Source organism: Angustibacter sp. McL0619 (genome assembly GCF_049994355.1).
Lineage (GTDB): Bacteria > Actinomycetota > Actinomycetes > Actinomycetales > Angustibacteraceae > Angustibacter.
The window spans coordinates 3,591,046-3,605,331 of sequence record NZ_CP188257.1 but is presented as its reverse complement, the minus strand read 5'-3'; the positions used below and the strand labels follow the sequence as shown (position 1 = coordinate 3,605,331).

The window sequence follows — 14,286 nt, the reverse complement described above, 5'->3', positions numbered from 1 at the left end:
CGCTGTCAGAGTGCTGTGATGGACTCGTCCTCGTGAATCCGTTGCCCCGCACCGACTCCGCCCCCGCGCTGCGCCTGCGCCGGGCGCGAGCCGTCGCCGGCCCGCCGCTTGAGCTGGACGACGAGCAGCTCACCGCCGTCCGGCACCGGGGTGGGCCGTTGCGGGTGCTCGGCGCCCCGGGCACCGGCAAGACGACCGTGCTGGTCGAGGCGGTGGCCGCGCGGGTGGCCGACGGGCTCGACCCTGGTCGGGTGCTGGTGCTGGCGCCGACCCGGCTAGCGGCGTCCCGGTTGCGCGAGCAGGTGTCGGCGCGGCTCGCCGCAACGGTGCAGGAGCCGCTCGGCCGCACCCCGGCGTCCTTCGCGTTCGGAGTGTTGCGGCTGGCCGCCGTGGCCCAGGGTGAGCCGCCGCCGCGGCTGATCACGGGCCCGGAGCAGGACGTGATCCTGCGCGAGCTGCTGGCCGGCCACCAGGCCGGTCAGGGCGGCGCCCCGGCCTGGCCGGGTGAGCTGGCTGCGGCGCTGGCCACCCGCGGGTTCCGGGGTGAGCTGCGCGACCTGCTGATGCGGGCCGTCGAACGGGGGGTTTCGCCTGACGAGCTGGCCGAGCTCGGTCTCGAGCAACGGCGGCCGGAGTGGGTGGCGGGCTCGCGGGTGCTGCAGGAGTACTTGGACGTCACGGCGCTCGCCACCCCCGGCGGCTACGACCCGGCCGCGATCGCCAGCGAGGCGGTGGCCGCGCTGCTGTCCGACGATGAACTGCTCACCCTGGTGCGCCACCAGGTCCAGCTGGTCGCGATGGACGACGCGCACGAGGCCACGGCGGCCGTGGCCGACCTGCTCCGGGTCGTGGTGGGCGGTCGGTCGGGACTGCTGCTCACCGGCGACCCGGACTCCGGCGTCCAGTCGTTCCGCGGCGCCGACCTCGGGCTGCTGCTGGACCCGGCCGCGGCCGAGACCATCGTGCTGCGCACGTCCTGGCGGCAGGGCTCCGACCTGCGGGCCGTGACCGGGCGGGTGGCCGACCGGATCGGGGCGGCCGGCGGTGCGCGGCAGCGCCAGGTGCGACAGCCGGACCGTCCCGACGAGGCTGAGGTGGCGGTGCACGTGTTGCGCACTGCCCAGCACGAGGTGGCGCTCGTCGCCGACGCGCTGCGACGCAAGCACCTGCTGCACGGGGTGCCTTGGTCGCAGATGGCGGTGCTCGTCCGTGGTCGGGCCCGCGCTGCGGAACTGCGCCGCGGCCTGTCCCAGGCCGGCGTGCCGGTCGAGGTCCCGTTGACCGAGCTGCCGGTGCGCGACCAGCCTGCCGTCGTCCCGTTGCTCGACGCCTTCGCGGTAGGGCTGGCCGCCGCGGCTGGGCTGCCGTTCCTCGACGCCGAACAGGCCCAGGCTTTGCTCCTCTCGCCGGTGGGTGGCGCTGACGCGATGACCTTGCGCCGGCTTCGGCGAGCTCTGCGCGCACAGGAGGACGCCGACGCAGCTCCGCCGCCGCACACCGACGACCTGCTGGTCCAAGCGCTGCTCGACCCGGTGCGGCTGGCGGTGCTCGACCGCGTCACCGCCGCCCCGGCCCGGCGGGTGGCCGCCGTGCTGGCTGCGGCGACGCAGGCCTGCGCCGCGGACGACGCGACGGCCGAGACGGCTCTGTGGACGATCTGGGCCGCCACCGGGCTCGGGGACCGCTGGGAGCGGGTGGCCCTCGCGGGTGGTCCGGCCGGTCGGCGTGCCGACCGCGACCTGGACGCGGTGGTGGCCCTCTTCGATGCCGCCGCGCGCTTCGTGGACCGGCTGCCGCAGGCCGGCCCGCGGCAGTTCCTGGACTACCTGCGCGGCCAGGACGTCCCCGCCGACACGCTCGCCGAGCGCGGCGCTGACGAGGCCGTGTCGCTGCTCACCGCGGCCGCTGCCGCCGGGCAGCAGTGGCGAGTCGTCGTGGTCGCGGGCCTGCAGGAGGGCACCTGGCCGGACCTGCGTCCGCGTGGCTCGCTGCTCGGCGCCGAGCACCTGGTCGACGTGCTGACCGGCCGAGAGGGATCCCGCCGCGCCGCCGCCGCTGCCGTCCGGGACGACGAGACGCGGCTGTTCCACGTCGCGGTCAGTCGTGCCAGCGAGTCGCTGCTGGTCACCTGCGTGCGGGACGACGAGCAGCAGCCCTCGCCGTTCCTCGACCTGGTCGACCCGCCCCCGGTGGACGTTGCTGCCGAGGTCACCGCAGGCCCCGCCGCAGCTTCCGGCACGCGGTGGGACGACGACGGCGTCCGGTTGGTGACGACGCCCGGCGCGCCCATGTCGCTCAGTGGCGTGGTGGCCGCCCTGCGCCAGGAGTTGACTGACCCGCGCACGCCGCGCGAGGCGTCGCGCGAGTTCGCCCGCCGGCTGGCCCGTCTGGCTCTGGCCGGCGTACCGGGCGCGGCCCCCCAGGACTGGTACGGGCTCGCTCCGCTCACCGACGACCGGGCGCTGGCGACCGACGAGCCGGTCCGGGTCTCGCCGTCCAAGGTCGAGGAGTTCGACCGCTGCCCGTTGCGCTGGCTGCTCGGACAGGCCGGCGGGTCGGGGCCGAGCTCGGGATCGCAGGCCCTCGGCAACCTCGTGCACGACCTCGCGGCCGACCTGCCTGAGGCGAGCGAGACCGAGCTGGTGGCTGCCCTGCACGAGCGTTGGGACGTGCTGGGGCTGGGAGCAGGCTGGGTGGGGGACATCGGGCGCCGGCGCGCCGAGCAGGTGGTGCACAAGCTCGCCGGCTACCTCGCTGACGCCGGCGGGCGCGACCTGGTGGGCGCCGAGCTGGGCATCGACGTCCGGCTCGAGCTGCCGGGTGGGCCGGTGCGGCTGGTGGGTCGGGTCGACCGGCTGGAGCGCACCGCCGACGGGCTGCGGGTGGTGGACCTGAAGACCGGCAAGTCGGCACCGAAGGCCGCGGAGCTGGCGACCAACCCCCAGCTTGGCGCCTACCAGGTCGCCGTGCAGGGTGGCGCTTTCGACGACGTCGCTCCCGGCGAGCCGACGGCTGGTGCGGCGCTCGTGCAGCTGGGCACCACCGCCAAGACCTACCGCCCGCAGGACCAGCCGGCGTTGCCCGACGACGGTGGCTGGGCCGTCGAGCTGGTCGACGGCGTGGCGCAGGGTATGGCGTCGGCCGGGTTCGACGCGCAGCTCAACGAGGTGTGCGACCGCTGCCCGGTGCGGACGTCGTGCCCGGCGCGCGGCGAGGGCCGGCAGGTGACCGCGTGAGCGATCGTCCGTCGGCGGTCGAGATCGCCCGCGCGCTCGGCCGGCCCGAGCCGACGCCGGAGCAGGTCGCGGTCATCGAGGCTCCGCCGGCACCGCTGCTGGTGGTCGCCGGGGCCGGGTCCGGCAAGACCGAGACGATGGCGGCCCGGGTGGTCTGGCTGGTCGCCGGTGGGGACGTGGCGCCGGACGAGGTGCTCGGCCTGACCTTCACGCGCAAGGCGGCCGGCGAGCTCTCGCAACGCATCCGCAGTCGGTTGCGTTCGCTGCGCCGCGGTGGGCTCTGGGTGGCGGCGAGCCACGACCTCGACGTCACTGTGTCGACTTACCACGCGTTCGCCGGACGGCTGGTTCGCGAGCACGGCATGCGACTCGGCATCGAGCCCGAGGCCCAGCTGCTCACCGAGGCGTCCTGCTGGCAGGTGGCCAGCGAGGTCGTCGAGGGGTGGCTCGGCGACATGGACTCGGTCGACTTCGCGTTGTCCACCGTCGTCGACGCAGTGCTGGCGCTATCCGGGGAATGCGCTGAGCACCTGGTGGACCCGGACGACCTGGAGACGTTCCTAGCCGACCGCGTCGCGCACGTGGAGGCGTTGCCGTACAACGACTCTGCGGCCCCGACGGGCTCGCTCAAACGGTACGCCGACGTCAGCGAGCTGTTGCAACGGCTGCGGGCCAGGCGCCAGCTACTGCCCATCGTGCGGGCCTATTCCGAGGCCAAGCGGGCCCGTGACCGGCTCGACTTCGGCGACCAGCTCGCCCTCGCCGCTGAGCTCGCCACCTCGGTGCCGCTGCTCGCCGAACAGGCGCGCGACCAGTACCGCGCAGTGCTGCTCGACGAGTTCCAAGACACCAGCCACGCCCAGCTCGTGATGCTGGAGGCTCTGTTCGGCGGCGGGCACGGTGTGACGGCGGTCGGTGACCCGCACCAGTCCATCTACGGCTGGCGCGGGGCGAGTGCCGACACCCTCGCCGGCTTCGCCGCCCGGTTCCGCACCGGCGACGGCGAGCCGGCGACCGTCCGGCACCTGTCGACCAGCTGGCGCAACCCGACCGCGGTACTGACCGTCGCCAACGCGGTGGCTGGGCCGCTGCGGGCGGCGACCGCCGTCGAGGTCCGCGACCTGGTGGCCCGACCCGGCGCGGGCTCCGGATCGGTGCAGGTGCGGTCGCTGGAGACCAGCGCGCTCGAGGCGAAGTCGGTCGCGCAGTGGCTCGCCGAGAACTGGCTCGACTCGAACGGCGAGCGGGTGGCCGGGCGCACGGCCGCGGTGCTGTGCCGCAAGCGTTCTCAGTTCACCGACGTCGAGGCCGCCTTGCTGGCGGCCGGGCTCCCGTACGAGGTGGTCGGTATCGGCGGCCTGCTCTCGACGCCCGAGGTGGCCGACCTGGTCTGCGCGTTGCACGTCGTGCACGACCCGACCCGGGGCGACCTGCTGATGCGCCTGCTCACCGGGCCGACCTGCCGGCTCGGTGCGTACGACCTCACCGCGTTGGCCGGGTGGTCCCGCGAGCTGCATGCCCGCCGCAGCGGTGCTGGCCGCGGTGGCACCGGTTTCGACGAGCCAAGCATCGTGGAGGCGCTGGACGAGCTGCCGCCGACCGGTTGGACCGACCGCGAGGGTCGCGAGCTGTCCACCTCGGCCCGCACCAGGTTGCTGCGGCTGGCCGACACGGTCCGTGGCCTGCGCGGTCGGACTTCGTTGGCGTTGCCCGACCTCGTCGCGGAGGTCGAGCGGGCGCTGCTGCTGGACGTCGAGGTCGCTTCCCGGCCCCGGGTCAGTCCCGGCCAGGCACGCGCCCACCTGGACGCCCTGGCCGAGGTGGCCGCCGGCTTCGAGGCGACCGCGGAGCGCGCGACCCTCGGCGCCTTCCTGACCTGGCTGGCCGCCGCTGACGAGCAGGAGCACGGCCTCGAGCCCGGCCAGGTGGAGACCACCGAGCACGCGATCCAGGTGATGACCGTGCACGCGGCCAAGGGCCTGGAATGGGATGTCGTCGCCGTCCCCGGGCTGGTCGAGGGCGGGTTTCCCCAGCACCGTGTACAAGTGCGGGCCGGCCGCGACGGCTGGGCGGTGCCGCAGGTCAACGACAAGGGCTGGCTGGGTGGGCTGGGCAAGGTGCCGCACGAGCTGCGCGGCGACCGGGACGGGCTCCCGGACGTGCGCTGGTCGGCGGCGCCCGACCAGAAGGCGCTGCTCGGCGAGCTGAAGGGCTTCTATGCGGCGTGCGGCGAGCACGAGCTGGCCGAGGAGCGTCGCCTGGCCTACGTCGCGTTCACCCGCGCCAAGGACTGCCTGCTGCTGACCAGCCATTGCTGGGGTTCGGCGCTCAACCCGAGGATGCCGTCCCGATTCCTGTGCGAGCTCGTCCCCGGCCTGCCCGACGGTGAGCCGACGCTCGGCGCCCAGGTCGCGGAGGCCGTTCGGTTGGGTGAGGTGCAGCCGATGCCCGGCCCGGGCGAAGACAAGCCGTCGGACCGCGCATTATCCGTAGCGGCCTGGCCGGTGGACCCGTTGGGGCGGCGCCGCGCAGAGGTCGAGGCCGGTGCCTCGTTGGTGGGCGACGCGATGTCCGCACTCCCGCTGGACCTCGCCCCGGCCGGCCAGCCGGACGCCGACATCGAGGATGCCTCGGACCGCGCCATCACGCTGCTGCTCGCCGAGCGGGACCGGTTGCAGGACACCGCGATCGACGTCGAGCTGCCCAGCCACCTGTCGGCGTCCCGCCTGGTGCAGCTGCGCTCCGACCCGGCCGCTCTGGCGCTGGCGCTACGCCGCCCGATGCCGCGCCGGCCGCACCCGGCGTCCCGGCGGGGCACGGCCTTCCACGCCTGGGTGGAGCGGTACCTGGGCGCGGCCTCGATCCTGGACGTCATCGAGCTGCCCGGTGCCGGGGACGACGACGCCGACGACCGCGAGCTGGCGGTGCTGCAGGAGCGGTTCCTCGCCACCGAGTGGGCGAGCCGCAAGGTGGTCGCGGTCGAGGTGCCGGTGGAGACGCCGTTGGACGGCACCATCCTGCGCGGCCGGATCGACGCCGTGTTCGCCCGCGACGACGGCGGTGTGGACGTGGTCGACTGGAAGACGGGGCCACCTGCCACGGGGCAGGAGGCCGAGGCGCGGGCCGTCCAGCTCGCGGTCTACCGGCTCGCCTGGCACCGGCTGCACGGCATCCCGCTCGCATTGGTAGGGGCCGCGTTCTGCTACGTGTCCACCGGCCAGACCGTCCGCCCCGTCGACCTGCTCGACGACGCGGACCTCGCGGCGCTGCTGCGCGGCTATGACGGCTATGACGGCGTTGACGCGCCGAACGGCCGGCCAACTTCTCGCGTGAGCGGCAAAATACTGCCGGCCAGGTGAGCAACCCCCTGCAGCGCTCACCATGGCCGGCACTAACACAGACGCGAATAGGGCCAGTTTCGATCGCACTTCCGACAATGTTCTCACGATGTGAGACGCGTCACATTGTCACGTCGGCGCTGATCAAGGCTCGGTGATCCGACACCGGGAGCAGCAGCGTGGCCCCGCCGGGCCCGCGCGCCAGGCTGGAACCGGCATCAGTCAGCACGTGGTCCAGCTGGACTCGTGGCGACTCGGCGGGGAAGGTCGACGCCCGCGCCAGGGATCGCCACCCGGTGACCCGAGCGGGCACCCCGCCCGGCAGGTTGAGGTCGCCGGCCAGCACCCGCGGTCCGGGCAGCGAGTCGGCCCAGCGCCGCACCGCCCGCAGCTGCCGCACGGCAGCCGGCGGCGCGAACGACAGGTGCGTCGCGATCACGGTGACCGGCCCGGACCCCCCGTCCACCACCGCGGACAGCGCGGCCCGCGGCTCGTCAGGCACCCAGAGCACTCGCACTCCACGCCCACTCGCCCGAGGAACCCCCACCGGCAGCACGGCCCGCGAGCCGCGCAGTCGACGCACCCGCCAGCCGCGCACCGGCACCCGCGAGACGAGCCCGATCCCGTACGTCGGCCCGGCGACCTCGCGGTCGTCGGTGACCGGCGTCCAGCCGTGACCCGGCCCCGGCACCCCCGAGACGGTCGGGCAGAACCGCGCATCGACCGCCCCGAAGGCCTGCGCGACAACAGCGAGCTGGTCCACCCCGGCAGAGCGCGGCTGGTCGCGGTCCACCTCCTGCACCGCGAGCACGTCGGCACCAGCGGCGGCCAGCGCCCGCGCGGCAGCCACCAACCGCGAGACCTCGACCTCGCCGTCGCGACCCCGCCCCGACCAGAGGTTGAACGTCGCGACCCGCAGGATCACCCGGTGGACTCGTCGCCGACCCGCAGGGCCAGGTCGCGCATCGCCGCCGCGGCCCGGTCGACGACCGAGGTGTCCTCCGCTGCGAGCCCGCCCATCAGCCATCGGGCGAGCGCCAGCTCGGCCACCAGCTCGGCGCGCTGCGCGAGGTGCCGGTCGGGCTGCTGCCCGCGGCCCATCGCGTACGCCTCCACAACGGTGTCCGCGCCGGCCGGGTCGAGCGCCGAGACCACCCAGGCCAGGTCGTCGGCCGGGTCGGCCACACAGGCGTCGCCCCAGTCGATGATCGCGCTCAGCGTTCCGCCGTCGACCAGCACGTGCTCGGGGGCCAGGTCGCCGTGCACGACGGTCGGCACGAAGTGCCAGCGCGCGACGTCCTCGAGGCCCTTCTCCCACCTGGTCAGCAGGGCGGCCGGCACGTGGCCGCTCTGGGCGGCGCGGTCCACCTCGTCGAGGCGCCGCCGGCGGTACTCGTCCGCGGTGTACGACGCAAGTCCGGCGTCCTCGAGGAGCGCCGGCTCGAGGTCGTGCAGCGCCGCGATGGCTCGCCCGACCTCCGCGGCCAGGGCGGACCCGCCGGTCAGCTCGGCCGGGTCGACCGGGCGTCCGGGCAGGTAGGCGTAGACGAGGCAGCTGCCGCCCTCGGGCAGCGCTGCGCGACCGGCGGGCTGGGGCACCGGGACCGGCAGGTGCCGGCCGAGCAACGGCAGCAGCCGGGACTCGGTGTCGGCGGTCACCGCTGCGGCGGTCCGTCGCGGTGCCCGGACCACCCAGCGGCGCTGCTGGTCGTCGGTCACCACGGCGACGTCGAAGTCCATCCCGTCGATCTCGGGCGGTGCGACCGAGACCGGATCCAGCCCGGGCACGGCAGCGCTGGCGAGCGCAGCGAGCTGCAGTGCGGTGCGGGTCACCCGATCACGGTACGGCTCACGGTGGGTGGCGGTCGCGGTGTGGCTCGCTCCGGCGTGTTGGCGGCGCTGGGTAGCGTGCCTCATGTGAGACACCCCGCTGCCGCAGCGCTGCCCGACCTGCCGCTGGCCACGCCGATCACGGACCGCGCCGGGCACCGTCGCGGGCCGCTGCTGATCGCCGAGCTGGTCGCCGACCCGGCGACCCGGGTGCTCGAGGTGGCAACCGGCCGGGCGCGCACCAAGGGTGGCTCGGCGCTGACCCTGCGGGCACCCGAGCCGGCGGACGCCGAGCGGCTCGCGCTGTTCCTCGGCGAGGACCGCGAGGCGACGTCGTACCTGGCCGTCGAGGTCGAGGCCGCGGACGACGATCCCCAGTGGCAGGGCCTGCGCGCGCTCGCGGTCGCCCTGCCGGCGGAGCAGGCCGGCATGTTGGTGCAGGCGGTCGGGGTGTTCAACTGGCATGCCGTGCACCAGCACTGTCCGCGCTGTGGCACCCAGACCGAGGTGGTGGCCGCGGGATATACCCGGCGCTGCCCGGCGGACGGCAGTGAGCACTGGCCGCGGACCGACCCCGCGGTGATCATGACCGTGGTGGACGACGACGACAGGCTGCTGCTCGGCCGGCATGCCGGTTGGCCGTCCGGCCGGTTCTCGACCTTGGCCGGGTTCGTCGAGCCGGGGGAGTCGCTGGAGAGCACGGTCCGCCGCGAGGTGCTGGAGGAGGTCGGCGTCCGGATCGGTGAGGTCAGCTACCTGGGCAGCCAGCCCTGGCCGTTCCCGTCGTCCATCATGCTGGGCTTCGACTCGCGGGCGCTGACCACTGACCTGCACCCGGACGGTGCCGAGATCGCCGAGGCGCGCTGGTTCGAGCGTGCCGAGCTGTTGGATCTGGTGCAGCGCAAGGTGGTCGGGCTCTCGCCGCGGCTGTCGATCTCGCGCGCCCTCGTCGAGCACTGGTACGGCGAGCGGCTGCCGGACCCGCCGCCCTGAGCCGTTCGCTCGTCAGCCGAGCAGGGCGGGCCGGTCGGGGTGGTCGAACCGCACGACCAGGTCGGCGCGGGACGCCGGATCGGTGCCGTCCAGGTAGCGCTGCCAGGACGGCACGGCCCGGGCGCGCTCATCGTCGTCCGCCAGCCGCCGGGCCTGCGCCGCAGCCGACGTCTGCAGGTGGGCAACCATGTCGAAGCCGTCCGCCAGCTCCCAGCGCAGCAGGAACCGCCCGTCCACCACCAGGACTGCGCCCGGCGGGCAGTCACGCGGTGCCTCGCGGGTGGACCGGTCGGTCGCCGGGTCACGCAGGGTCGGCAGCCACTGCATGGGGTGCCGGGTGGACGCCGCGCCCGGCCCGAGCGGGTCGAGCACCTCCCGGCGCAGCGCGCCGTCGTCGTACCAGCCGTCCCACAGCACGTCCGAGTCACGAGCGCCGTGCTCGAGCCGCTGCGCGCGAGGGAGCTGGAAGTCGGCCTGGCGCACCCGGGCCGTTGCTACGCCGTCCGCGGTCAGTCGTCTGGCGACCAGGTCGGCCAGCGCGGTGCCGTCGGCGGGCACGCAGCCGTCCACTCCGACGCGGACGGCGTGCCCTGCCGCCATGGCGGCCGTGGCCAGCCGCCGGGCCCGGCTGATCAGCTGGTCGGCCAGGGCCTCGGGGCTGAGCGCACTGACCGGCACCGCCGGCTCAGGCAGCCCCGGTGAGCTGGTCCTTGACCTGGTCCAGCATCGGGTTGGTGATCACCGAGCCGTCCGGGAACAGCACCGTCGGGACCGTCTGGTTCCCGCCGTTGGCCTGCTCGACGAAGGTGGCCGACGCCTCGTCGTGCTCGATGTTGATCTCGGTGTAGCCGATGCCCTCGCGGTCCAGCAGGGTCTTCAGCCGGCGGCAGTACCCGCACCAGGTGGTGGAGTACATCGTGATCGTGCCGGCGGGCGGGGGCGTGGGCGTGCTCATGCTGCTCCTGACGTGAGGGGACGTACGCAGAGCGTAACCAGGCGGTGCGGCGGCTTTCTTCCCGCTGCGACCGTTCCCACCACGTGAACAGCGTCACCTGTGGACGGATCGCAGAGACTGTCGCCGCCCGGTGCGAGGATGTGCGGTGATGACTCAGACCACGTCCGGGGCCGCCTCCGCGAGCCGCCCCCTCGGTGCCGATGCGGTGCTCGACGCCCTCGACCCCGAGCAGCGCCAGGTTGCCAGCACGCTCAGTGGGCCGCTGTGCGTGCTCGCGGGGGCCGGAACCGGCAAGACGCGCGCGATCACCCACCGGATCGCCTACGGCGTGCACGCCGGCGTCTACACGCCCCAGCAGGTGCTCGCCGTCACGTTCACCGCACGCGCCGCCGGCGAGATGCGCACGCGGCTGCGCGACCTCGGCGTGCACGGGGTGCAGGCGCGCACCTTTCACGCGGCTGCACTGCGCCAGCTGCACTACTTCTGGCCGCAGGCCATCGGTGGCGCAGCGCCTGAGGTGATGCCGCACAAGGCCGGCCTGGTCGCCGAGGCGGGATCGCGGCTGCGGCTGCAGCTGGACCGCACGGCCATCCGCGACCTGGCCGCGGAGGTGGAGTGGGCCAAGGTCAGCATGCTCACGCCCGAGACCTACCCGGCGGCTGCGCGCCGAGCCGGTCGCGACCCGGCCGGCCTGGACGCCACGGCCACCGCCCGGCTGCTGGCGCTCTACGAAGAGGTGAAGTCCGAGCGCGGCGTGATCGACTTCGAGGACGTGCTGCTGGTCACCGCCGGCGTGCTGCAGGACTACCCACAGATCGCCGAGACGGTGCGCCGCCAGTATCGGCACTTCGTCGTCGACGAGTACCAGGACGTGAGCCCGTTGCAGCAGCGGCTGCTCGACCTATGGCTCGGCGGGCGCGACGAGCTGTGCGTGGTCGGCGACGCCAGCCAGACCATCTACTCGTTCACCGGGGCGAGCCCGAAGTACCTGCTGGACTTCCCCAAGCGCTTCCCCAAGGCCCAGCTGGTCCGGCTGGTCCGCGACTACCGCTCCACGCCCCAGGTGGTGAACCTGGCCAACCGGCTGCTGGACCGCGTTCCGGCCGCTCACCGCGCGGCGCGGGTAGAGCTGGTCGCCCAGCGCCCGGCTGGCCCGGAGCCGACGTTCACCGAGTATGACGACGACGTGGCAGAGTCCGCCGGCATCGCCCGGCGGGTCCTGGCGCTTGTCGAGCAGGGCGTGCCGCCGCGCGAGATCGCCGTGCTGTTCCGGACGAACGCGCAGTCCGAGCCTCTGGAGCAGGCGATGAGCGAGGCCGGCGTCGCCTACCTGCTGCGCGGCGGCGAGCGGTTCTTCAGCCGGCGCGAGGTCCGCGAGGCGATCATGCTGCTGCGCGGTGCGGCCCGAGCCGGCGAGGTCGACCTGCCGCTCGGCCAGGCGGCCCGAGACGTCCTGGTCAGCGGTGGTTGGACGGCGAAGCCGCAGAGCGCCAGCGGGGCGGTCCGTGAGCGCTGGGAGTCGCTGCAGGCGCTCGCCGGGCTGGCCGACGAGGTCGAGGCCGCCCGCCCCGGGGCGTCGCTGGCCGACCTGGTGACCGAGCTGGACGAACGCTCGGCCGCGCAGCACGCACCGACGGTCGAGGGCGTCACGCTCGCCTCGCTGCACTCCGCCAAGGGCCTGGAGTGGGACGCCGTCTTCCTCACCGGGATGTCCGAGGGCCTGATGCCCATCTCGATGGCCGACGGTCAGATCGCGGTGGAGGAGGAGCGCCGGCTCCTCTACGTCGGCATCACCCGGGCGCGTGAGCACCTCCACCTGTCCTGGGCGCGGGCCCGCACCCCTGGTGGCCGGGCCAGCCGCAAGCCGTCTCGGTTCCTTGACGGGCTCCGCCCCGAGACCGAGGACGGCGGCGGCGCGGGTGCGGCGGGGCACAACCCTCGCGCGCGTGGTGGTCGGCGGCAGTCCGCGCCGGCCAAGTGCCGCACCTGCGGCAAGCCGCTGATGACCGGCGCGGAACGCAAGGTCGGGCGGTGCGACGACTGCCCGCCGACCTACGACGACCGCACGTTCGAGAACCTGCGGGCCTGGCGGCTCGCGGTCTCCAGTGCGGCCAGCGTCCCGGCGTACGTCGTCTTCACCGACGCCACGCTGGTGGCGCTCGCCGAGTCCACCCCGGACGACCTGGCCGGGCTGGCCAGGATCCCCGGCATCGGGGCGACCAAGCGGGAGCGGTACGGCGAGCAGGTGCTCGCCGTACTGGGCGGCGCCGACCCGGCCGAGATCGCCGCCGGGGCAGCCGCGTCAGCTCCGGCCGCGGATGCCGAAGCGGACTCGGCCGCGGACTCGGCCGCGAACTCGGCCGCGAACTCGGCCGCGGCCGCTGACGCGGACTGACCTCAGGTCGCCAGCTCGGACTCGGCGACCACCCGCAGGGCCATCGCCGCGATCGTCAGCGCGGGGTTCATCGCGGCAGAAGAGGGGAAGAACCCGCCGTCCACCACCCACAGGTTCGACAGGTCGTGGGTGCGGCACCACGGGTCCAGCACGCTGGTCTTGGGGTCGACGCCGGCCACCACCGTCCCGCACTGGTGGCTGTTCATGCTGATGTCGAACCACTGGGTGAAGACGGCCAGGTACCCGATCGAACGCAGCAGCCGGGTGGCTCGCCGGTGCAGCTGGCGGTGCGTTGACCGCCCGACCGCGTGCCGGTCGGTCACGATCCGCCCGGCGGGGTCGAGCCGCACCCGGGAGTCCGGCGACGGCAGGTCCTCGGACATCACCAACCACTCCACGCTGCGCGCGGCGAGCCGGTCCAGGGCTGCCAGTGGCACCCGCGGCCGCCAGCTCTGGATCATCACCCCCTGCACCTTGCCGATCAGCTGCAGCGACCCCAGCGGGTAGCCGTCGCCGCCGTCCAGGTACCAGTCGTTGACGGCCAGCGTCTTCTGGAACGTCACGTCGTTGCGCCGGCTGGCGGACACCGCCGCGACGTGCGCGTTGTTGTGCATCATGAACCGGCGTCCGAGCTGGTCGCTGGAGTTGGCCAGCCCGGACGGGTGCGCGTCGTCCGCCGAGGCGAGCAGCAGTGCCGCCGAGTTGACCGCGCCGGCCGAGAGCACGAACCGCCCCGCGCGCACCGTCACCTCGCCGTCCGGTCCCTGCGCCACCAGGTGGTCGACCCGACGTCCGCTGCGGTCCGTCACGATGCGGCGGACCCGCACGCCGGTGGCGAGACGGACCAGCCCGGTGGCCAGGGCCGGTTCCAGCGCGCGGGTCTCGGCGTCCGCCTTGGCATCCACCCGGCACGGGAAGCCGTCGCAGGTGCCGCACCGCAGGCACGCGCCGCCAGGTCGACGGTCCAGTCCCATGGCCGTCGAGCTCGGGTGCACCCCCGCCTCGCGCAACCGAACGGCCAGGTCGGCGACGTACGGCTCGTGCGGCAGCGCCGGGAACGGGTAGTCGACGCTGCGCCACGGCTCGGTGGGGTCCTCACCGGTCGTGCCGTGCACGCCGAGCAGCCGCTCCGCCTCGCCGTAGAACGGCTCCAGGTCGCGGTACTCGAACGGCCACGCCGGCGAGGTCCCCTCCAGGTGCTCGACGGCCTCGAAGTCGCTCTCCCGGAACCTCGGCAGGCTGGCGCCGTAGACCTTGGTGTTCCCGCCGACGACGTAGTGCACGCCCGGCGAGAAGCGGTGCCCGCGCCCGTCCAGCCACTGCTCGTCCGGTTTGTAGCGGCGCTCGACGAACACCGCACGCGCTGACCAGTTCTCGGGCTCGCGCGGCAGTCGCTCACCCCGTTCGAGGACGAGCACGTCTACGCCGCGTAGGGCCAGGGCCAGCGCGGTCGTCGCGCCACCCATTCCCGAGCCGACGACGACGACGGACGCGGACAGGACCGTCACACTGGCTATCAAACACCGGCTCGGCGAGGTC

At 74.2% G+C, this 14,286-nt stretch carries 9 protein-coding genes; 4 read left to right on the top strand and 5 right to left on the bottom strand.

Going from position 1 to position 14,286, the window contains the following annotated elements:
* Positions 1-32: 32 nt before the first annotated feature.
* Positions 33-3,236, top strand: coding sequence for an ATP-dependent helicase (locus ACPPVT_RS16675; protein WP_426562184.1), 3,204 nt, complete (start codon positions 33-35; stop codon positions 3,234-3,236).
* Entirely contained in the window at positions 3,233-6,595 is a 3,363-nt protein-coding gene (locus ACPPVT_RS16670) for an ATP-dependent helicase (RefSeq protein WP_426562182.1), read from the top strand. Before ACPPVT_RS16675 ends, ACPPVT_RS16670 begins: the two co-directional genes overlap by 4 nt.
* A gap of 100 nt (positions 6,596-6,695) precedes the next feature.
* Here the strand turns inward: ACPPVT_RS16670 and ACPPVT_RS16665 are convergent, their stop codons facing one another.
* The gene (locus ACPPVT_RS16665) at positions 6,696-7,499 is read right to left on the bottom strand and encodes an endonuclease/exonuclease/phosphatase family protein (protein ID WP_426562180.1); all 804 of its coding nucleotides are present in this window, start codon (positions 7,497-7,499) and stop codon (positions 6,696-6,698) included.
* Entirely contained in the window at positions 7,496-8,407 is a 912-nt protein-coding gene (locus ACPPVT_RS16660; RefSeq protein WP_426562178.1) for a macrolide 2'-phosphotransferase, read from the bottom strand. Before ACPPVT_RS16660 ends, ACPPVT_RS16665 begins: the two co-directional genes overlap by 4 nt.
* Positions 8,408-8,491: 84 nt before the next feature.
* Between ACPPVT_RS16660 and nudC the strand changes: the two genes are divergently transcribed.
* Positions 8,492-9,397 (top strand): NAD(+) diphosphatase, encoded by a 906-nt coding sequence (gene nudC / locus ACPPVT_RS16655; RefSeq protein WP_426562176.1) that lies wholly within the window; start codon positions 8,492-8,494, stop codon positions 9,395-9,397.
* A 12-nt stretch (positions 9,398-9,409) separates the two neighbouring features.
* Here the strand turns inward: nudC and ACPPVT_RS16650 are convergent, their stop codons facing one another.
* Together ACPPVT_RS16650 and ACPPVT_RS16645 are read right to left on the bottom strand one after the other, a co-directional pair.
* Positions 9,410-10,075 (bottom strand): uridine kinase, encoded by a 666-nt coding sequence (locus ACPPVT_RS16650; RefSeq protein ID WP_426562174.1) that lies wholly within the window; start codon positions 10,073-10,075, stop codon positions 9,410-9,412.
* 7 nt (positions 10,076-10,082) lie between these two features.
* Positions 10,083-10,352 (bottom strand): mycoredoxin, encoded by a 270-nt coding sequence (locus tag ACPPVT_RS16645; RefSeq protein ID WP_426562172.1) that lies wholly within the window; start codon positions 10,350-10,352, stop codon positions 10,083-10,085.
* Positions 10,353-10,500: 148 nt separating this feature from the next.
* Here ACPPVT_RS16645 and ACPPVT_RS16640 point away from each other — a divergent pair, with 148 nt between their 5' ends.
* Positions 10,501-12,747: an ATP-dependent DNA helicase UvrD2 gene (locus ACPPVT_RS16640; protein WP_426562170.1), complete on the top strand. Its 2,247-nt coding sequence runs from the start codon at positions 10,501-10,503 to the stop codon at positions 12,745-12,747.
* Positions 12,748-12,749: 2 nt separating this feature from the next.
* Here ACPPVT_RS16640 and ACPPVT_RS16635 read toward each other — a convergent pair whose 3' ends face one another.
* The gene (locus tag ACPPVT_RS16635) at positions 12,750-14,255 is read right to left on the bottom strand and encodes an FAD-dependent oxidoreductase (protein ID WP_426562168.1); all 1,506 of its coding nucleotides are present in this window, start codon (positions 14,253-14,255) and stop codon (positions 12,750-12,752) included.
* Between the last annotated feature and the right edge of the window lie 31 nt (positions 14,256-14,286).